General features: G+C 68.2%; 18 protein-coding genes and 1 tRNA gene. 14 read left to right on the plus strand and 5 right to left on the minus strand.

The annotated features are described in order from the left end of the window. The first annotated feature begins 24 nt into the window (after window positions 1-24). The 3 genes from mshA to GT755_RS27470 are packed head-to-tail and all read left to right on the plus strand — an operon-like array spanning window position 25 to window position 2,501. Window positions 25-1,257, plus strand: coding sequence for a D-inositol-3-phosphate glycosyltransferase (gene mshA, locus GT755_RS27460; RefSeq protein WP_161482673.1), 1,233 nt, complete (start codon window positions 25-27; stop codon window positions 1,255-1,257). Then, window positions 1,254-1,739, plus strand: coding sequence for a YbjN domain-containing protein (locus tag GT755_RS27465; RefSeq protein ID WP_161482496.1), 486 nt, complete (start codon window positions 1,254-1,256; stop codon window positions 1,737-1,739). Before mshA ends, GT755_RS27465 begins: the two co-directional genes overlap by 4 nt. A 24-nt stretch (window positions 1,740-1,763) precedes the next feature. Further along, entirely contained in the window at window positions 1,764-2,501 is a 738-nt protein-coding gene (locus GT755_RS27470; RefSeq protein ID WP_030451590.1) for a phosphoglyceromutase, read from the plus strand. A 253-nt stretch (window positions 2,502-2,754) separates the two neighbouring features. Here GT755_RS27470 and phoU read toward each other — a convergent pair whose 3' ends face one another. Further along, window positions 2,755-3,405, minus strand: coding sequence for a phosphate signaling complex protein PhoU (phoU, locus tag GT755_RS27475; RefSeq protein ID WP_161482497.1), 651 nt, complete (start codon window positions 3,403-3,405; stop codon window positions 2,755-2,757). Between the two features lie 154 nt (window positions 3,406-3,559). Between phoU and GT755_RS27480 the strand changes: the two genes are divergently transcribed. Next, complete coding sequence (locus GT755_RS27480; protein ID WP_161482674.1) at window positions 3,560-4,705, plus strand: sensor histidine kinase; 1,146 nt, start codon at window positions 3,560-3,562, stop codon at window positions 4,703-4,705. Next, a complete protein-coding gene (locus tag GT755_RS27485; RefSeq protein ID WP_161482498.1) occupies window positions 4,702-5,394 on the plus strand; it encodes a response regulator transcription factor in 693 nt (230 codons plus the stop codon). Before GT755_RS27480 ends, GT755_RS27485 begins: the two co-directional genes overlap by 4 nt. A gap of 463 nt (window positions 5,395-5,857) precedes the next feature. On the opposite strand, the gene GT755_RS27490 is transcribed toward GT755_RS27485, so the two are convergent. Then, window positions 5,858-6,454: a copper chaperone PCu(A)C gene (locus tag GT755_RS27490; RefSeq protein ID WP_161482499.1), complete on the minus strand. Its 597-nt coding sequence runs from the start codon at window positions 6,452-6,454 to the stop codon at window positions 5,858-5,860. 266 nt (window positions 6,455-6,720) lie between these two features. On the opposite strand from GT755_RS27490, the gene GT755_RS27495 reads away from it, so the two are divergent. The 4 genes from GT755_RS27495 (at window position 6,721) to GT755_RS27510 (ending at window position 8,991) form a co-directional block, all read left to right on the plus strand. Then, the gene (locus GT755_RS27495; RefSeq protein WP_030451583.1) at window positions 6,721-7,203 is read left to right on the plus strand and encodes a CarD family transcriptional regulator; all 483 of its coding nucleotides are present in this window, start codon (window positions 6,721-6,723) and stop codon (window positions 7,201-7,203) included. Window positions 7,204-7,220: 17 nt separating this feature from the next. Further along, entirely contained in the window at window positions 7,221-7,679 is a 459-nt protein-coding gene (gene ispF / locus GT755_RS27500) for a 2-C-methyl-D-erythritol 2,4-cyclodiphosphate synthase (RefSeq protein WP_161482500.1), read from the plus strand. 640 nt (window positions 7,680-8,319) lie between these two features. Beyond that, window positions 8,320-8,634 (plus strand): GlsB/YeaQ/YmgE family stress response membrane protein, encoded by a 315-nt coding sequence (locus GT755_RS27505; protein ID WP_235967395.1) that lies wholly within the window; start codon window positions 8,320-8,322, stop codon window positions 8,632-8,634. A gap of 87 nt (window positions 8,635-8,721) precedes the next feature. Continuing rightward, a complete protein-coding gene (locus GT755_RS27510; protein WP_161482501.1) occupies window positions 8,722-8,991 on the plus strand; it encodes a GlsB/YeaQ/YmgE family stress response membrane protein in 270 nt (89 codons plus the stop codon). 132 nt (window positions 8,992-9,123) lie between these two features. Here the strand turns inward: GT755_RS27510 and GT755_RS27515 are convergent, their stop codons facing one another. Then, window positions 9,124-10,086 (minus strand): DUF2637 domain-containing protein, encoded by a 963-nt coding sequence (locus GT755_RS27515; protein WP_161482502.1) that lies wholly within the window; start codon window positions 10,084-10,086, stop codon window positions 9,124-9,126. A gap of 72 nt (window positions 10,087-10,158) precedes the next feature. On the opposite strand from GT755_RS27515, the gene GT755_RS27520 reads away from it, so the two are divergent. The 4 genes from GT755_RS27520 to GT755_RS27535 all read left to right on the plus strand — a co-directional run bounded on the left by GT755_RS27520 (window position 10,159) and on the right by GT755_RS27535 (window position 13,074). Continuing rightward, window positions 10,159-10,554 carry a PPOX class F420-dependent oxidoreductase gene (locus tag GT755_RS27520; protein ID WP_161482503.1) on the plus strand — a complete coding sequence of 132 codons (396 nt, stop codon included), beginning with the start codon at window positions 10,159-10,161 and terminating at the stop codon, window positions 10,552-10,554. 57 nt (window positions 10,555-10,611) lie between these two features. Then, window positions 10,612-12,006 (plus strand): cysteine--tRNA ligase, encoded by a 1,395-nt coding sequence (gene cysS / locus GT755_RS27525; protein WP_161482504.1) that lies wholly within the window; start codon window positions 10,612-10,614, stop codon window positions 12,004-12,006. 23 nt (window positions 12,007-12,029) lie between these two features. Beyond that, window positions 12,030-12,974 carry a 23S rRNA (guanosine(2251)-2'-O)-methyltransferase RlmB gene (rlmB, locus tag GT755_RS27530; protein WP_161482505.1) on the plus strand — a complete coding sequence of 315 codons (945 nt, stop codon included), beginning with the start codon at window positions 12,030-12,032 and terminating at the stop codon, window positions 12,972-12,974. Window positions 12,975-13,001: 27 nt separating this feature from the next. Continuing rightward, window positions 13,002-13,074: transfer RNA gene (locus GT755_RS27535), tRNA-Thr, on the plus strand. Between the two features lie 738 nt (window positions 13,075-13,812). On the opposite strand, the gene GT755_RS41330 is transcribed toward GT755_RS27535, so the two are convergent. Together GT755_RS41330 and GT755_RS27545 are read right to left on the minus strand one after the other, a co-directional pair. Next, window positions 13,813-15,786 carry a tetratricopeptide repeat protein gene (locus GT755_RS41330; RefSeq protein WP_161482506.1) on the minus strand — a complete coding sequence of 658 codons (1,974 nt, stop codon included), beginning with the start codon at window positions 15,784-15,786 and terminating at the stop codon, window positions 13,813-13,815. Then, window positions 15,783-16,535, minus strand: a complete 753-nt coding sequence (locus GT755_RS27545; protein ID WP_161482507.1) for an SIR2 family NAD-dependent protein deacylase — start codon at window positions 16,533-16,535, stop codon at window positions 15,783-15,785. Before GT755_RS27545 ends, GT755_RS41330 begins: the two co-directional genes overlap by 4 nt. Before the next feature lie 563 nt (window positions 16,536-17,098). Here GT755_RS27545 and fxsT point away from each other — a divergent pair. Continuing rightward, entirely contained in the window at window positions 17,099-19,603 is a 2,505-nt protein-coding gene (fxsT, locus tag GT755_RS27550) for an FxSxx-COOH system tetratricopeptide repeat protein (protein ID WP_328794516.1), read from the plus strand. Window positions 19,604-19,606: the final 3 nt, after the last annotated feature.

The raw sequence follows: 19,606 nt of genomic DNA on the forward strand, positions 1-19,606 counted from the left end.
GTCAACCGGGTCGCGACGATCAGCATGCACACGTCACCGCTCGACCAGCCGGGTACCGGCGACGCGGGCGGCATGAACGTCTACATCGTGGAGACGGCCAAACGGCTGGCCGACCTCGGCGTCGAGGTCGAGATCTTCACCAGGCAGACGTCGCGCGACCTGCCCCCGATCGTGCAACTCGCGCCGGGAGTCTCGGTCCGCCACGTCACCGCCGGCCCCTACGAGGAGCTCTACCGCTCCGACCTGCCGGGCCAGATGTGCGCGTTCCTGTCGGGCGTGCTGCGCACCGAGGCGATCTACGATCCCGGCCGCTACGACCTCATCCACTCCCACTACTGGTTGTCGGGCCAGGTCGGCTGGCTGGCCAAGGAGCGCTGGGGCGTGCCGCTCGTGCACACCATGCACACCATGGCCAAGGTCAAGAACCTGCTCCTGGCCGAGGGCGACTGCCCCGAACCCCCGGCCCGCGTCTTCGGCGAGGAACAGGTCGTCGACGTGGCCGACCGCCTGGTCGCCAACACCGCCGCCGAGGCCGATGAGCTCATCTCCCTGTACGCCGCCCCGCCCGCCCGCGTGAGCGTGGTGAACCCCGGGGTCAACCTCCAGGTGTTCCAGCCCGCGTCCAAGGGCGCCGCCCGCCACCGGCTGGGCCTGCCGCAGGACGCCCACGTGTTGCTGTTCGTCGGCCGCATCCAGCCGCTGAAGGCCCCCGACGTGCTGCTCCGGGCCGCCGCCAAGATGATCGCCGACGACCCCGCGTTAAGGGACCGCCTCGTGGTGGCCTGCGTCGGCGGGCCGAGCGGCAACGGGCTGGCCCGGCCGTCCCTCCTCACCGACGTGGCCGCCGAACTGGGCATCACCGACCTGGTGCACCTGGCGCCGCCGTGCCCGCAGCCCGAGCTGGCCGACTGGTACCGCGCCGCCGACGTCACGGTCGTGCCCTCCCACAACGAGTCGTTCGGCCTCGTCGCCCTGGAGTCGCAGGCGTGCGGCACTCCGGTCGTGGCGGCGTCGGTGGGCGGGCTGCGCACCGCCGTCGAGGACGGCGTCTCGGGCCTGCTGGTCGACAGTCACGACCCCGCCGAGTGGGCGACCGCCCTGGCCGGGCTGCTCCACCGGCCCGCCTGGCGCGACTTCCTCGCCGAAGGCGCGATGCGCCACGCCGCGGCGTTCGGCTGGCAGGCCACGGCGGCGCGGCTCGTGGAGGTGTATACCGGAGCGATGAGCCAGCTCCAGCCCGTGGCGGCCGCCCGATGAACGTCTCCGCCGTGATCGAGGCGGCCCTGAATTCGATGGGCCTGACCTACGAGAGCCCCCGCAGCGGCTCCTACCTGGTGAAGCTCCCCGGCACCCACAAGCTCCAGACGATGACCTGGCTGGTCGTCGACGACCAGGCCCTCAACATCGAGGCCTTCTTCTGCCGCGGCCCCGACGAGAACCATCAGGAGTTCTACCGCTGGCTGCTGTCCAAGAACGGCTCGATGTACGGCGTGCACTTCGCCCTCGACCACCGGGGCGACGTCCACCTCGTCGGCCGGATCCCCCATGAGGGCGTCACCGAGGCCGAGGTCGACCGGCTGCTGGGCTGCGTGCTCACCTACGCCGACGAGTTGTTCGACCCGGCCCTGGAGATCGGCTTCGCGAGCTCGATCAGGCGCGAATGGGAGTGGCGGCTCGAACGGGGCGAGTCGACTGCCAATTTGCAGGCTTTCGCCCGTTTCGCCGACCCGGAGCGTTAACCGTCCACCACTAAGATGCCGGTCATGGCGACTTTGGTACTGCTCCGGCACGGCGAGAGCGAATGGAACGTCAAGGGCCTGTTCACAGGCTGGGTCGACGTCAACCTCTCGGCTGCCGGTGAGGAGGAGGCCGCGCGCGGCGGCCGGCTGCTGCTTGAGGCGGGCGTACGCCCCGACGTGGTCCACACGTCCCTGCTCACCCGCGCGATCCGGACCGCCAACCTCGCGCTGGAGGCGGCCGACCTGCTCTGGCTCCCGGTCGAGCGGTCGTGGCGCCTCAACGAGCGCCACTACGGCGCCCTCCAGGGCAAGGACAAGGCGCAGACCCGCGCCGAGTTCGGCGACGAGCAGTTCATGCTCTGGCGCCGCTCCTACGACACCCCGCCGCCCCCCATCGCCGACGACGACGAGTTCTCCCAGTTCGCCGACGTCCGCTACGCGGGCCTGCCGAAGGAACTCCGGCCCAAGACCGAGTGCCTGAAAGACGTCGTCGACCGCATGCTGCCCTACTGGTACGACTCGATCGTCCCGCAGCTCGCCGCCGGCAAGACCGTCCTGGTGGTCGCCCACGGCAACTCCCTGCGCGCCCTGGTCAAGCACCTCGACGGCATCAGCGACGCCGACATCGCCGGCCTGAACATCCCCACCGGCATCCCCCTGCGCTACGAACTCGACGCCGACTACAAGCCGGTCAGCTCGGGCTACCTCGACCCCGAGGCCGCAGCTGCGGCCATCGAGGCAGTGGCCAACCAGGGCAAGTAGCCTTCCGGCCTGCTTGTGATTTTTTAGCCACGTCTGCTTATAAGTTCCAACCACGTCAGCTCATGAGTCTTAGCCACGTCTGCTCATGAGGTGCCCGAGCGCGCCGGTGTCTGGACTGAGGAGCGCAGGGGAGCGAAGCGACCCGGAGCGACGAGGGAAGACGCCGGCTGAAAGCGCTCGGGCCGTGTGTGCGAAGCACACACAAGGAAACACAGAGCCCCGGCCCCCCGAGGGCCGGGGCTCTCGCTTTGGGTTACTCCTCGCCGTCGCGGGAGCCGGTGACCAGGTAGACCACGTCGCGGGCGACGCGGACCGCGTGGTCGGCGTAGCGCTCGTAGTAGCGGCCCGCCAGGGTGATGTCGATCGCGGCTTCGATGCCGTGGTCCCACTTCGGCGACAGCAGGACGCGGAACAGGCGGCGGTGCAGCATGTCCATCGCGTCGTCGTCGGCCTCCAGTTCCTTGGACAGCTCGACGTCGCGGGTCGCGATGCAGGTGCCGGTCTTGGTGATCAGACGTTCGGCGACCTGGTCCATCTCGACGATGGTGTCGCGGAGCTCGGCCGGGATGGCCGACTCGGGGTGACGCATCCGGGCGATCTTGGCGATGTGCTCGGCCAGGTCGCCCATGCGCTCCAGGTCGGCGGCCATGCGCAGCGCGGTGATGACCGTGCGGAGGTCGACCGCGACGGGCTGCTGGGTGGCCATCAGCTCGTAGATGGAGGTCTCCACCTCGGCGTACAGCCGGTTGACCTCCTCGTCCTGAGAGATCACACTCTCGGAGAGGTGAAGATCGGCGTCAAGCAGGGCCGTGGTGGCCCGGGACATGGCCGAGCGAACCAGTCGGGTCATCTCGACCAGACGTACGGTGAGGTTGTCCAGCTCGTCATGATAGGCGTCGCGCATGCCCGTCACGGTAATCCGCGCTTCGTGAACGATCTCCGACCGGAAAGTGAACTCTTCGGGAAAGGCCATGGTCAGTCGGCATCCGGCCGTAAGGAACAGGGGCATTCCCACCTAGCATCGAAGCGTGAATGAGTTGCTGGCGAGTCTTGCCGCGATGGGTGGGTTCCTGGTGGGCACCCTCGTCATGCTGGCGATCCGGCGGCAGTCCGAACCCGCTTCGGTGCCCGATTCCCCGCCCGAGGAGACCCTGTCTCCGGGGGTGGCCTCGCTGCTGGCGGTGCTGCCGTCCTCGGCGGTCGTACTCGACAGGGAGGACCGGGTCCTGCGGGCCAGCTCGGCGGCCCGCGCCTACGGCCTGGTCCGCGGCGACACCCTCATCTCGGCCGAGTTGCTCGCGCTGGCCCGCAAGGTCCGCCGCGACGGCGAGATCCGCGAGGGCGAGATCGAGACGTCCGGCCGCAAGTTCGGCCAGGAGTCGACCTCCTTCGCGGTCCGCGTCGCCCCGCTCGGCTCCACCGGCCAGGTGCTGGTCCTGGCCGAAGACCAGACCGACCGGCTCCGCGTCGAGGCGGTCCGCCGCGACTTCGTCGCCAACGTCAGCCACGAGCTCAAGACCCCGGTCGGCGCGCTCAGCCTGCTCGCCGAGACGATCCAGGACGCCGCCGACGACCCCGAGGCGGTCACCCGCTTCGCCGGCCGCATGCAGCACGAGGCGGCCCGCCTCACCTACCTGATCCAGGACCTGATCACCCTGTCCCGCATCCAGGGCGCCGAGGAGATCCCGACGCCGGAGCCGGTCCAGGTCGACGAGGCCGTCCACGAGGCCATCGACCGGTGCAGCACCAAGGCCGCGTCGAAGGACATCACGCTGGTCGCCGGCGGCACCGGCGGCCTCAACATCTGGGGCGACGACGAACTGCTCGTCACCGCCCTGCGCAACCTGATCGACAACGCGGTCGCCTACAGCCCCGAGCACACCCGGGTCGTGGTCAGCGCCCGCCCGGCCGGCGACTCGGTCGAGATCAGCATCAGCGACCAGGGCATCGGCATCCCCGAGAGCGCCCAGGAACGCATCTTCGAGCGCTTCTTCCGGGTCGACGCGGCCCGCTCGCGCTCGACCGGCGGGACCGGCCTCGGCCTGGCCATCGTCAAACACGTCGCCGTCGCCCACGGCGGCGAGGTGTCGGTCTGGAGCAAGGAAGGCTCCGGCTCGACCTTCACTCTCCGCCTCCCCGCGTTCGGCGGGGTCGCGGTCGCCACACCCCGCACAACGTCAACTCCCCTGGAGGCGGCCACATGACCCGGGTACTCGTCGTGGAAGACGAGGAGTCGTTCTCCGACGCCCTTTCCTACATGCTGCGCAAAGAGGGCTTCGAGGTCGCGGTCGCGGCCACCGGCCCCGAGGCGCTGGAGACCTTCGACCGCAACGGCGCCGACCTCGTGCTGCTCGACCTGATGCTCCCGGGCCTGCCGGGCACCGAGGTCTGCCGTTCCCTCCGCCAGCGGTCCAAGGTCCCCGTGATCATGCTCACCGCCAAGGACAGCGAGATCGACAAGGTCGTCGGCCTGGAACTCGGCGCCGACGACTACGTCACCAAGCCCTTCAGCTCCCGCGAGCTCGTCGCCCGCATCCGCGCGGTGCTCCGCCGCCAGGGCGACGTCGAAGAGGTCGAGTCGGCGGTCCTGGCGGCCGGTCCCGTCCGCATGGACGTCGACCGCCACATCGTCGCCGTCCGCGGCCGCCAGGTGCAGCTCCCGCTGAAGGAGTTCGAACTCCTGGAGGTCCTGCTCCGCAACGCCGGCCGGGTCCTCACCCGCGGCCAGCTCATCGACCGCGTCTGGGGCGCCGACTACGTGGGCGACACCAAGACCCTCGACGTCCACGTGAAGCGCCTGCGGGCCAAGGTCGAGGCCGACCCGGCCAACCCGCGCTGCATCCTGACGGTCCGGGGACTGGGCTACAAGTTCGACCCGGTGATCGAAGACTGAAACCGGCTCGGCTCCGCCGGCCCGTGCGAAGACGCGCGGGTCGGCCATGCGTCTGTTCCGAAGTTCCTGCTCCGTTACGGCTCCGCCTGCCCTGACCCCGCCCGCCTCCCCGCGCGCGGCCGATCATCCGGCGCTTCCCGGCCGCCGAGCCGACCGCCGCAACGTGTCGTGTGCCTACGGAGCGAATCCGGAAATTTCCGGCGCGGAGCGCCGGATGGGCTGACCCGTGTGCGTGGCCGTATAGACCGCTGGATTGGCGTGGTCGAGGGACCGGGCCTGTGGAGCGTCCGTTACGGGGCTTGGCCTGAGCGGCCGAGGAGCGCCGGGTGATCGGGCGTTCCGCTGCGGCCGGCGGTGCCAGGGTGGGCGGAGCCGTAACGGAGCAAGATTGCGGTCGGACGACCCCGAATGGCCGCGACGCGGGACCGACCGGCCGTGTGGGGACGGCCGGTCGGTGGGCGGGTCAGTGGCCGGAGGACTCGCCGGTGGCGGTGGCCGTGGGGGACGGCTTGGGCGGGGCCGGGACGGCGCCCGGGACCGGCGGGAGGGTCGCGTATTCGCGGTTGCGGGTGATGACCGGGACGACCATGGTGACCTCGCCCGCGTTCTGGAACTTGAGGGTCAGCGGGATGCTCTCGCCACCGCGCAGGACCGACTTCACGCCCTGGATCTGGATCTGCGGGTTCGAGCCGGTGCCCGTGTGGACGAGGGTGCCCACGGGGAGCTGCACGCCGCCGCCCTGGGCCGCCGTGGCGGCGTTGGGGTCGGGGGTGACGCCGGTCAGGACGTCGGGCGCGGTGCCGTCGTTGGTGAGCGACAGGTAGAGCGGGACGGTGCCGCCGGCGGGGATCTGACCGCCCGGGTCGGGGCCGAGCATGTAGGCCTGGCTGACCTTCATGCCGTTCACGCCGTACTGCCCGTCGCGGATGAGAACCTGGGACTCGGTCGGCGCGTAGGGCTTGTTGGTGTTCGCGTCGGTCCCGGCGCCACACGCGGCCAGCGCGGGGGCGGCGGCCAGAAACGCGGCGATGGCGATCACCCTGCGGCTGGTCGTGGTCACGGTCGAGAATCTCCTTGCTAACGCGCGCGATCGTATGCGGGGATCACCATATCGGCGTGGCAGGCCCGTCCGATAACCGCCCTGTGATCGGACGGGGGAACGCTCGAGGCGCAGGTCATCCCGCTTGTCGGACGGCTCGATTCACACAGTAGAGCTCTTGTCAAGTCCCAAAATGAGGCTTTGACCTGCAGTTATGGTGATTTCACTGTTCCGGGAGAGTGTTGGCGCGTGGTACCCTGGAGTACAGCGGAAGGGGTACTTGTCACATGACTTTCCAGGTCGGCGACACGGTCGTCTACCCCCATCACGGGGCTGCTCGGATCGAAGCCATCACCACTCGGACGATTAAGGGTGAGGAAAAGACCTACCTGGTACTGAAGGTCGACAAGGGCGACCTCACCGTCCAGGTGCCTGCGGAGAACGCGGAGCTCGTCGGCGTGCGCGATGTGGTCGGTCAGGAGGGCCTCGAGAGGGTCTTCGACGTCCTGCGCATGCCTCACACGGAAGAGCCCACCAACTGGTCGCGTCGTTACAAGGCGAACCTTGAGAAGCTCGCGTCCGGTGACGTCAACAAGGTGGCCGAAGTGGTTCGGGACCTCTGGCGCCGCGACCGCGAGCGTGGACTCTCCGCAGGTGAGAAGCGGATGCTCGCGAAGGCTCGGCAGATCCTGGTCAGCGAACTCGCCCTGGCGGAGAAGACCAACGAGGACAAAGCGGAAGCCCTGCTCGACGAGGTGCTGAACTCCTGAGCGCAAAACTTCCGAGGGTGGGCGTCGGTGTCGACGTCCACCCTTTCGCTTCTGGCCGTGAACTTCACCTGGCGGGGCTGTTCTGGCCGGGGGAGACCGGGCTGGCCGGCCACTCCGACGGCGACGCGGCGGCCCACGCGTGCTGCGACGCGTTGTTGTCGGCCGCCGGGCTCGGGGACCTGGGAAAGGTCTTCGGCACGTCCGATCCCCGCTGGTCGGGGGCGTCGGGTGTGACGTTGCTGACGGAGACGGCCCGGCTGGTGCGCGAGGCCGGGTACGAGATCGGCAACGTGGCGGTGCAGATCATCGGCAACCGGCCCAAGCTCTCACCTCGCCGCGGTGAGGCGGAGAAGGCGCTGGGCGCGGCGGTCGGGGCTGACGTGAGCGTCAGCGCGACCACGACCGACGGGCTCGGGCTGACGGGCCGCGGCGAGGGCATCGCGGCGATCGCCAACGCGCTGATCGTCGGCCGCTAGGGATCGGCTCCACGGTCGCCGCCGCGGCTTGATTCGGTCCCGGGGCGATATGGCTCGGGCGCTCTCCTGCACTCTCAGTGGTGTGCTGCTTGTCGTCTATCGGCGCGGACACGGCGTCGGGCTGTCCACGCTCGCTTTCTTTGAGGCCACGCTCGACGTCCTGACTTAGGCGATATGTCGGTCTCACGTTCGGCGGCGTGGTTTGGGGGCGCGGTTTGGGGGTGCGCTCACCGTTCCGGCCAGGCGTGTGCCGGCTCCTCGTTGGCGGTAAAAGCGCCTGGATGTCATTTCGGCGTTGCGGTGCGTGGGTGAGCGGCCGAGGAGCGCCGGGTGATGAGCCGTCGTCTGGACGGCGGGCGGTGCCGGGGTGGGCGGAGCCGTAACGGAGCGGCGTTTTCGACCCATGAGCGGCGCGTCGCCGTCTCATTTGTCACAGCGGGTTCTTTCTTCCAATCGCGCCACAGGCTGGGATAACGCTTTGGTGCGGTCCAAAGTGGATGGCAACCGGGGTCTGGGATGCGGCGTCTCATATGCGGTTGGGGCGGCGATCCCGTAACCAGGCGCGGTGCGTGGATCGCCGTCCCTTTTTGGGTACTTCATCCCCTAGAGGTGCAGATGTCACCTCGTCGGGGGGAATGTCATGATCGCTTCGATCCTTGGCGCCATCATCATCGGTGTCGTCATCGGCGCGCTGGCGCGTCTGGTCCTGCCCGGACGGCAGAACATCAGCATCGGGATGACGATCCTGGTCGGAATCGTCGCCGCGCTCATCGGGTCGCTCATCGCGGCGCTGTTCGGGTTCGCCAACACGCGCGGGTTCGACTGGTGGGAGCACATCCTCCAGCTCGTGCTGGCCGTGATCGGCGTCGGCTTCGTCGCGGGGCGGGGCATCACCGCAGGTGGCGGGCGTGGGCACGGAGGGGCCACGGGCCGGCCGGGGCACAGCGGGATCTAAAAAATTCCGGCGCCAGGCATATTTTGTCGATGGAGGGTATTCGATCGCTTGAGCGTGAAGCTGTCACCCTCAAGGGGAGGTCGAATAATGACCATCGAGACCATTCTCGGCGCCATCGTGATCGGCGCCATCATCGGTGCGCTGGGCCGACTGGTTCTGCCCGGCCGTCAGCCGATCGGTTGGATCCTGACCATCGTCGTCGGTATCGTCGCCGCCCTCATCGGCACGGCGATCGCCCAGGGTCTGGGTGTCGCGACGACCGACGGGATCGACTGGATCGAACTGGTCATGCAGGTCGTGCTGGCCGTCATCGGAGTCGGCGCCGTCGCCGCGCTGCGAGGCCGAACCAGGGTCTGACCAGCCGGTACAGGTTGATGCCCGACGGCCACCCGGCCGCCGGGCACCGGCCTTTTCCGGGGGCGACACCGAAACTTGTTCAAAGGCCCGCCGCGGCTCCCACTCGGAGTCGCGGCGGGCCTTTCGGCTTCGTCAGGAGTCGCTGGGTGGGGTGGGGGTGCTGCGGAGGTGGCCGGACGGAGGGGCGGTGACCTCGTCGTCGTAGGGCTCGCGCCAGGTGGCGGCCTCGAACTCCTCCGGGTCGGCGGCCTCGGGGCCGTGCTCCGGGTCGGGGTCGGCCGGGAGGTTGCGCATCGGCTGGGTGTCCACGTTGGCCTCGTCGGGCTCCTCGCGGCGGCTCAGCTTCTCGGCGGCCTGGGCGGCGGCCTCGCCGTACTTCTTGTCGGTCTCGTCGTCGGGCTCGGGGAGCGGGTGGACGAGGACGTCGCCGGCGTTGGGCCGGATCAGGTCGCCCCAGCGGGCCGGACGCGGAGGCGGGGACGGGGTGAGCGGGGGCGCCAGCTCCGGGGGCGCGACCGTTTCGGTCACGGGGCTCACGGGCGTCGGCGGCGTGTAGTCGGGGGGCACGGTCACGTGGGCGGTGCGGGTGAAGGGGACCACGTCGTCGTCGGAATCGTCGTCGAGGTCGGCGCTCTTCGTCTGGGCGTACCGGACGATCAGCAGTAACAACCACAAAGCCACGACCAGCATGATCCAGGGCACCAGCGCCACCACCACGGCGGCGGGGCGGACCGCGAGGACCACGCCGGACGCCATCGCGACGTCGGCCGCCGCCGCCGCGACGAGGAGCAGGATCAGGATCAGGGCGGCCTGGAGGCGGATGACCAGCCGTCCCGGGCGGACCACCGGCACGGCCAGCAGGGCCACGACCAGCAGGGCGTCGAAGCCGGCCGGGTAGAGGTAGGCGAACTCGGGGTCGGCCTGGCCCTGGAGCGCGAGGGCCCGCAGGTCGTCGAAGGAGAGCACGCAGGCGGCTCCGGCGAGCACCGCAACCGCGAGGCTCGCGACGATCACGGCCACCCGGCTCAGCAGGCGGGATCCGGAGGAAGACGGACGGGAGGCCGGGCCTGCCGTCGCGGGGGGAATCGCGTCCATGGCGTGTCGAGCCTAGCGACTCGGGTGCCCCCGGCCGTTTTATGACACGTACGAAATGGCATGATCGCTCCTATGGGAGACCAGACCTTGCCTGACGGCGCGCGTTCCTTGTTCGACGGGCCGAATTTCGCCACCGTCTCCAGCGTGAACCCCGACGGAAGCCCTCAGGCCTCGGTGGTGTGGGTGCGCACGGACGGGAACGAGATTCTCTTCTCGACGGTCAAGGGACGCCGAAAGCACCGCAACATGGAACGCGACCCGCGTGTCTCGATTCTGATCGTCGACCCGGCCGATCCCTACGTGTACGCCGAGGTCCGCGGCCCGGTGACGCTGTTCGACGACCCCAACGGCGACCTGATCCAAGAGCTTTCGCACAAATACACCGGAAAACCGTTCGTCGAGGGGAGCCCCGACAACGAGCGCGTGATCGTGCGGATCGCTCCGGAGAAGGTGTATCTGCGCGGCTGACGCTCACGGTTTCTTAACTCGGCCTGTGCTGGCCGGGAAGGCGTTAGCCTTGCCTTTGTGAGCCTGAGACTCTATGACACCAGCACCCGAACGGTCCGTGAATTCGCCCCGGTTGAGCCCGGCCGGGTCACGATGTACCTGTGTGGTGCGACCGTCCAGGCTCCGCCCCACATCGGTCACATCCGTTCCGGCGTCAACTTCGACGTCCTGCGCCGCTGGCTGATGCATTCTGGGTACGACGTCACGTTCTGCCGCAACGTGACCGACCTCGACGACAAGATCATCCGGGTCGCGGCCGGCGAGGGCGTGCCGTGGTTCGTGGTCGCCGAGCGGAACCAGCGGGCCTTCACGTGGGCGTACGACCAGCTCGGCTGCCTGCCTCCCACGGTCGAACCCCGGGCGATGGGGCACGTGCCCGAGATGATCGAACTGATGCACCGCCTGATCGACAAGGGCCACGCCTACGCCTCGGGCGGCGACGTCTACTTCGACGTGGTCTCCTATGCCGACAGGTACGGCAAACTGTCGAACCAGAAGCTCGAGAACATGCGGGCCGCCGGCGACACCGACACCGACTCCCTCAAGCGCGACCCGCGCGACTTCGCGTTGTGGAAGGGCGCCAAGGAGGGCGAACCGACCTGGCCGACCCCGTGGGGCCGCGGCCGTCCCGGCTGGCACCTCGAGTGCTCGGCGATGGCGACCAAATACCTGGGCGGCACCTTCGACATCCACGGCGGCGGCGTCGACCTGATCTTCCCCCACCACGAGAACGAGATCGCCCAGTCGCAGGCGGCCGGCGACGGCTTCGCCCGGTTCTGGCTGCACAACGGCATGCTGCAGCTCGGCGGGACCAAGATGAGCAAGTCCCTCGGGAATTCGCTGCTGATCCCCGAGATGCTGACCAAGGTCCGCGCCGTCGAGCTGCGCTACTACCTGGTCTCGGCCCACTACGGGTCGGCGATCGACTACTCCGAAGAGGCGCTGCAGGAGTCGGCGGCCGGTTACCGGCGGCTGGAGGGCTTCGTCTCGCGGGCGGCCGAGGTCATCCACGACGTCGACGCCACGGCGCCGCTGCCGCAGGCCTTCGTCGACGCGCTCAACGACGACCTGAACGTGTCGCAGGCGCTGGCCGTCGTCCACGAGGTGGTTCGCGAGGGCAACGTGGCCCTGTCCCAGGGCAACAAGGAGGCGGTGGCGCGGCTGCTCGCCGAGACGCAGACCATGCTCGGCGTCCTGGGGCTCGACCCCCGGTCTCCGCAGTGGCGCTCCTCCGGCGAATCCGGGCTCCACGAGGTCGTCGACGCGCTGGTGGCCGTGGCCCTGGAGCAGCGGCAGGCAGCCCGCGCCCGGAAGGACTACGCGGCCGCCGACGCCATCCGGGAGTCCCTGGCGGCGGCCGGGGTGGTCGTCGAGGACACCCCGCAGGGCCCGCGCTGGGAACTGGCCCGCTGAATTCACGGATAGGCTTTTCAGTTATGGCAGCGGGACGTAAAAGGCAGGGCGCCACTCGGGGAACCGGGGGCAAGGTTCGGCGATCTCTTGAGGGCAGGGGACCGACGCCGCCCGCTGAGGCTCGGCACTGGTACAAGGACAAGGCCCGGTCCGAGCGCATCGCGCGTGAGGAGCGTGGCGGGACCTCCCCTCGGAAGGCTCCCGTACGGGCGCGGAAGTCCGAGGACGCTCCTGAGTACATCGGGGGGCGCAACCCCGTCGTCGAGGCTCTGCGGGCCGGGGTGCCCGCCTCCGCGCTCTACGTCGCGGCGCGGATCGAGAACGACGACCGGGTCCGGGAGTCGATCAAGATCGCGGCTGACAAGGGGATCGCGCTGCTGGAGGTCGACCGGGGGAAGCTCGACCGGTTGACCGAGGGTGGGGTGCACCAGGGCGTCGCGCTCCAGATTCCGGCTTACGAGTATGCGCACCCCATCGACCTGGTGCGGTTCGCCCAGGATGCCGCTGAGGTGCCGTTGATCGTGGCGCTCGACGGGGTTACCGATCCTCGGAACCTTGGGGCCATCGCGCGGTCTGCGGCCGCCTTCGGGGCTCATGGGCTGCTGGTGCCTGGGCGGCGGTCCGCTGGGGTTACCGCTGGGGCCTGGAAGACGTCCGCTGGGACGCTCGCCACGCTTCCTGTCGCCCGGGGGGCCAACCTCACGCAGGCGCTGCAGGGGTATCGGGAGGAGGGGCTCTTCGTCGTCGGACTGGACGGGGAGTCCCGGACGGACATCGGGGACATGACCCTTGCCGGCGAGCCGCTGGTCGTCGTGGTGGGGTCCGAGGGGAAGGGGCTTTCCCGGCTGGTGCGGGAGGCCTGTGACCAGGTGGTTCGCATTCCGATGGGGGCCGCCGCCGAGTCGCTGAACGCCGGTGTCGCGGCCGGCATCGCTCTCTACGAGGTGAGTCGCCTGCGCAGAGGGTAGGTGTGTACTAGACTAGCCATGGTTCCAGCCGCCTTAGCTCAATCGGCAGAGCATCTGTCTTGTAAACAGAAGGTCTGGGGTTCGATTCCCCAAGGCGGCTCTGATAGTTCGGCCTCCTGACAGTTGGAGGTCGACAGTGTCATAACCTTTTGCCGTCTGAAGCTCGGCTAGCTCGTCGGTAAATGCTCCAAAATATAAGCGAAATTTCGCAGAGTGGTTTGAAAACCTACCTCTGTGTTGATTATCTGTGTCGGCTGACTTTTGCCATCGTGCGCTAGGCGTGGAAATCGGCCGCTAAAGTAGACAACCTTCAGCAGGCGGGCAATGTCTACCGGGCTGCTGCCGCATGCCCTCGATGATCAGAACCTTGCGACGAGGATGGGCTGCTCACGGAAGCTGAAAGAGGGCGAGACATGGGTCGGCGACAGTCGTAACGGGTTTCTGGATAGGTCTCACGAGCACCACGGTGTGGGGTGCACGTTGTCTCTGACGTATCCCCTCCCTATTCTCGATCATTCGGGCCCTCAGATCGCGGTAGGTTGGGCAAGTTTCGCGCTCGCGCCGCCAGGAATGCTGATCTATTTACCTTGTGGTGCGATCATCGACAGAATCGACCCGTCTCGGTTAGTGAGAGCGGCCGAAGTTCTTAGTGCTCTGATGTCGCTACTTGTCTTTGGCCTGCTGATCTCCGGCATTTTGTCCCTTCCGGTGATTCCGGACGCCGCCTCCATCGGGCGAATCATCTCGTGGGGATCACCCTCGTGAAGCAGTACACGAAGTACGGGGCGCTTATGGGGTCTCTCACCCGCTGCGATTCGATGCCACGGTAGATGTGGCCTCACTGGCCATCGGCCATCCGTTCGGCCAGGCGGTGGAGATGTGCCGGGAGTGGTGGCGCCTTCGCGGCCATGGCGGCGGCGGCGAGGTCGGCGGCTCCTGTGAGATCTGCGGCCTGCTGCTCGACCAGAGCCGCGTAAAGGAGGGCGGGCCCGTGTTCCGCCGTGTTCGCGCGTACGGCCGTGATCTCATTCCGCGCTTCGTCCAGGTTCCCGAGCCTCGCCAGCGCGTACGCGTGGGCGGCGCGGACCCATGGCTCACGTATCGTGCCGAGCCGGCCGAAGTCGAGCAGGGCCTCGTCGGTGCGGTCAAGGTGAAGCAGGATCTCGGCGCGGGCGCGCAGGGCGGGCCAGGAGTTGGCGTCGTCGTCGAGCACCCTGTCGAGCGTCTTGAGCGCGTTGTCCTCGTGTCCCCCGTACCAGTAGGTCCAGGCGAGCTCGATCCGGACGCCCTGGTCGTCCGGAACCCGTTGGATGGCGGACTTGATGTCCTGAATGGCGCGGCGCGTCTGGCCGAGCGCGCGACGGGCCCGGCCGCTTGCGGCCAGCAGGCGGCCCACGATCTCCGTGCGCCCGTGGACGTCGAACAGGGCGGCGGCCTCGCGGTAATGGTCGATGGCCGTGGCATAGCGGGCGTCCTGGAAGGCGACGTCTCCGAGGAACGACTCGATTTCGGCCCGGAGACGGGAGGAGTCGGTCCGGTCGAGCGCGTCTCTGGCGTCGCGGCGGGCGCGGGCGAAGTCGCCCTCGCGGAGGGCGTGCTGAGCGGTGTGGAGAGGCTGCTGGGAGGTTCGCCTGTCGACCACCACGTCGCCCGCCTCCGCGCGGATGAGGCGGACGAGGCTCTCGTGTGACAGCTCGTACCACTGGGAGTCGTCTCCCGTGACGCCCGGGCGCGGGGTCAGGATGTGGTGGTCGACCAGGGCCGCGACCACGTCGTTCGGGATTCCGGCCGTCATGGTCTCACCCCGGTAAACCGGGGTCTTGGCGGAGTCGGCGACGAAGTTGTCGAGCAGCCAGGCCCGCAGGCGGGCCGTGTCGCCGTCGAGGTGGTCGCGGGCGACTTCGGCGATCGTCTGGTCGACGAACTTCTCCAGCGATCTGCGCACATTGGCGTACCGGATGACGTGCTCGGTGGTGATGTGGGTGACGTCCGGAGGCAGCGAGTCCCACAGGACCGTGCAGACCACCTGGAGCTGGACGGGTTCGATGGCCTTCGACTCGGGCGCGGTGCCGTCTCCGCTCAGGTCGTCGATCAGCCGCTGGGCGGCCGCGTCGTCGAAGGAGTAGCCGGTACCGGTGAGCGGGCCCACGATGGCCTGGGTCGCGGCCGGTGGTTCCAGGGCGCCGAGTGTGAACCGGCCCTTCGTCATGACGTCGATGATGCGCTCGTCGCGGAGGATGGCGCCGGCCTGGTCGTTTCTGATCGAGATCAGCACCCGCAGGTCGGGATCCTTGCTCAGGGCGGTGACGAGCTGGTCGAGGAACCATTCGTGGTAGGGCGCCCGCCGGTGGTTTCCCAGGAACAGCTCTTCGGCCTGGTCGATCGAGGCCAGCCGGAGCACCGGATCGCCATAGCGGTCCTGCCTGGGCGGGCGGCGCTTGAAGAACCGTTCGAGGGTGAGGCTGGCGAGGCGCGACGGATGTTCCCCCGGCGACCACGACGAGAGAAGCGCGTAGACATGGGGGTTGTGCTCGGGCAGCGCCTCCCGGGGAAACGAGGAGGTGACCGAGACTCGCCCCACCGGCAGGATGTCGTTCTGCGACGGGTCGAGCAGGGGCATGACGCCTGCGTTGAGCAGGGAGGTCTTCCCCGCGCCAGAAGGGCCGGACAACACCGTGATCTGGTTGGAGCGCCAGAGATCGCAGACCTCGTGGGCCTCACGGGCCCGCCCGAAGAACTTGCCGCTGTCCTGCCGCCGGAACGCGCGCAGGCCGACGTAGGGTTCGAGGGTCGGCTGATCTCGGCCGGTCACGGCATGGCTCCCATCCGCTCGCGTAACTCCTTGCAGAACTCGTCGATGCCGCCCCAGTAGACCGAGATCTGCCACTCGGCGTAGTACCAGTTCAGCAGGCCCTCCATGTCCTCGATGGTGTAGCCGGAGGTGGGAGCGAGCTGGATGCTCACATGGCGGCGCCTGCTGATGGCGGGGATCGACCGGCCGAGTTCCTGGAACAACATCCGGAACGTCGAGTCCTGCAGGCTGTAGCCGACGAACAACAGCGGGCGGGTGGTCAGCGCGGCGAGGATCGACGGGGGGAACATCCTGTTGGTGCCGTTGGTGCGCTCGATGATGAAGTTGCGCAGGAACACCATGTAGTCGTCTTCGGCCAGCACGAAGCTGGCCGGATCGCGCATCGCGCCGTGCAGGTGGTAGACGAGCGGGGTCGCCGGGCTGGGGTTGAAGCCCGCGGTCTCGGCGAACAGCGGGTCGGGGGCGATGGTTTCGGTCCACGGGCAGAGGGCCGCCATGGCTGACTTCGTCCGTGTGGCGAGCGCCTGGACGATGAAGTCGTCGTAGTTGGTGGTCAGGTAGACCGGCAGCGGGAAGTCGGCCAGCAGGGCGTGTGGTTCGTTCGGGTTGCCGAAGTCGGGTGTTCTCGTGTCCTCGGTCAGCACGTCGCGGACCCGGTTCTTGACGTAGTGGAGATCGCCGTATTTCACGCCCGCGTACTGGGCGACCCGCAGGAGTTCGGTTCCGTTCGGCCCGGGGTAACCACACATGGCCGCGAGCCTTTCACTGAGCTCGGCGTTGGATGGGAGAACGCTCGCTGAGGCGCCTGTACCCACGAAGGGGGTGCAGTGGCCAGCCCGCAATTGATGAATAAGACGTTCCCAATCCTCGTCACGCATTTGGCCCATACCCGTGACTGTAGAGCCGGTCACGACCAAATGACCCTGGTATTTTCCGCCCCGCGAGCAGGTGGATCATCATTGCTGCACGACCCTCCCGCCGTAGTGTCAGATGAAGTTCTGGAACCCAGAACTCGTCGTGGCAGGGGTTTCGAGGACGTGTTCCAGCAGCCCACGGAGGGTTGTGTAAGGAACCTCGCCGACGGCGTTCAGGAACGGTTCCCCGTTCGCCGCAGTACCACGTGCATCATCCGTCATTGGGCTCTCGCCTTCAGCGGCAGTCGGAATAGGGTCTATGGTTGGTCGCCTTTCGCGACGCGGGCGCCATTGAGAACTTGCTGTATAGATGAGCTTTGAGCAGGCTCCGACGGGAAGCAAGTAATCTACCCATGGTAAGCAGCGGAGGTCCGATGGTCGCCGAATCCTCCTCGCCAGTGACGCATTCCCGTGGAGACAAGCAGCCGGAGATCTTCGAGCGGGTTCCGCCACGAAATCGGAACTTCACCGGCCGCGAGAGTCTGCTGCACCAGCTACGTGAGGGGACCCGGTCGGTGACCGCCGTCATCCCGCTTCCCCAGGCGCTGCAGGGATACGGCGGTGTCGGCAAGACCCACCTGGCGATCGAATACGCCTATCGCTACCGCTCCCACTACGACCTGATCTGGTGGATCCCGGCCGACCAGTACTACCTGGTCTCCTCCGCCCTGGCGGCGATGGCGCCCCACCTCGGGCTGACCCCCGCGTCGGTCGTCGGTGTGGAGGAGGCGGCCGACGCCGTGCGTGAGGCGCTGGAGAAGGGCACTCCCTACAACAACTGGCTGCTGATCTTCGACAACGCCGAAGACGCGCGCATCGAGAAGTTCATCCCACGCGGCCCCGGCCATGTGATCATCACCTCGCGCGACCCGAACTGGGACGACCAGTTCCGGTCCCTCCAGGTCGACGTGTTCTCCCGCGAGGAGAGCATCGAGTTCCTCACGAAGCGGCTGGGTTCGCGCATCAGCAGAGACGAGGCGTTCCGGTTGGCCGACAAACTGGGCGACCTCCCGCTGGCCCTCGAACAGGTCGGCGCGCTGCAGCGGCGCAGCACCATGACGGTCGACGACTACATCGAGCTGCTCGACAAGCAGACCGCCCGGCTGCTCGACACCGACCGGGCCAAGGACTACCCGCTGACGATGACGGCGGCCTGGCGGGTGTCGATGTCGCTGCTGGAGGAGCGCCTCCCGATCGCGCTCAACCTGTTGCGCTGCTGCGCCTTCTTCGGGCCCGACCCCATCCCCCTCGACGTGTTCCGGCGTGGCAACAAGGCCAACGCGCCGAGCCTGGAGAAACTGCTGGCCGACCCGATCATGTTCGACAAGTCGGTGAAGGAGCTCAGCCGCTACGCGCTCATCCGGAGCGACCCCGACAACCGGACGATCCAGGTGCACCGGCTGATCCAGGCGCTGCTGCGCGCCGACCTCGACGACGAGCAGCAGACGAAGCACCGCGAGGAGGTCCACCGCCTGCTCGCCGGCAGCGCGCCGCAGGCGCCCGACGACAACTCCAAGTGGGGCGACTTCGCCGATCTGGTGCCTCACGTGGGGCCTTCGCAACTGCTGGGCTCCTCGGAGGCCGACGTCCGAGAGTTCGCCCTGAACGTGGTGCGCTACCTGTACTCCTCCGGCAACTACCCCTCGGCGCTGGAACTGGTCGACACCTTCATCACCGACTGGGGCAAGTCGCGGGAGAACCACGCCGACGTGCTGCGGGCCCGTCGTCACCAGGCCAACATCCTGCGCCGCATGGGCGAGTACAGCAAGGTGTACGAACTCGACCGCTCCACCCTCGACAAGGTGATCGCCGAGTTCGGCGCCGAGCACCCCGAGACCCTGATCGCGACCAACGGCCTCGGTGGCAGCATGCGCGCCCGCGGCGACTTCCGGGCCGCGCTGGAACTCGACGAAGAATCGGTCCGCCAGCACGAGCGGCTGCTCGGCGAAGACCACGTGCTCACCCTGCGGGCCAAGAACAGCCTCGCCCTCGACTACGGCCTGAACAGCCGATACGAACAGGCCAGGCAGCTGCATACCGAGGTCTACCTGGCCCAGAGTGAGGCCATCAACCCGGCCAGCGCCGAGATCGTGTTGCTCTCCCGCAACAGCATGGCCCGGGCCGTGCGGCTCACCAACGGCTTCGAGGAGGCCTGCGACACCGGTGAGGCCGCGCTGGCGTTCGGGGTCCAGAAGCTCGGCCGCGACCACTGGGCCACCCTGATCACGGCGAAGGACCTGTCGATCGCCCAGCGGCGCGCCGGCGCCCTCAACGAGGCCATCGAGATCGCCCGCGACACCCACACGCGGCTTGTCAGGCTCTTCGGCGCCCGCCACCCCGACACGATCGCGGCCGCCGTGAACGTCTCCAACGTCCTCCGGGTACGCGGCGACCTCGCCGAGGCGTACGAACTGGCCGAGGAGATGACCAGGACCTATCCGTCGGTGTACGGGAACGACCACCCCTTCACCCTCGCCTGTATGACCAACCTGGCGATTCTGCACCGCCTGCTCGGCAAGCCCGAAGAGGCGCGCGTGCTCAACGAGGCCGCCCGCGAAGGACTGACCGAACGGCTCGGCCCCGACCACCACTACGTCCTGTCGTGCGCGGTGAACCTGGCCAGCGATCTGGCCGCCCTGGGCCGGAGCGAGGAGGCTCGGCAACACGGCGAGGTCACGCTCGACCAGCTCACCCGCCTCTTCGGGCGCGACCACTTCCTGGCCCTGGCCTGCGCCGCCAACCTCGCTCTCGACCGTGAGGCGGTCGGTGCGCCCGACGCGGAGGATTTCCGGTCCGAAGTCGTGGATCTCTACAAGGAACGACTCGACCTGGGCCAGCCTGATGCGATTAATGCAGCGAACGGTAATCGCATCGACTGCGATCTCGACCCGCTTCCCATCTGATTC

The sequence above is a fragment of the Herbidospora solisilvae genome (genome assembly GCF_009901565.1).
GTDB lineage: Bacteria > Actinomycetota > Actinomycetes > Streptosporangiales > Streptosporangiaceae > Herbidospora > Herbidospora solisilvae.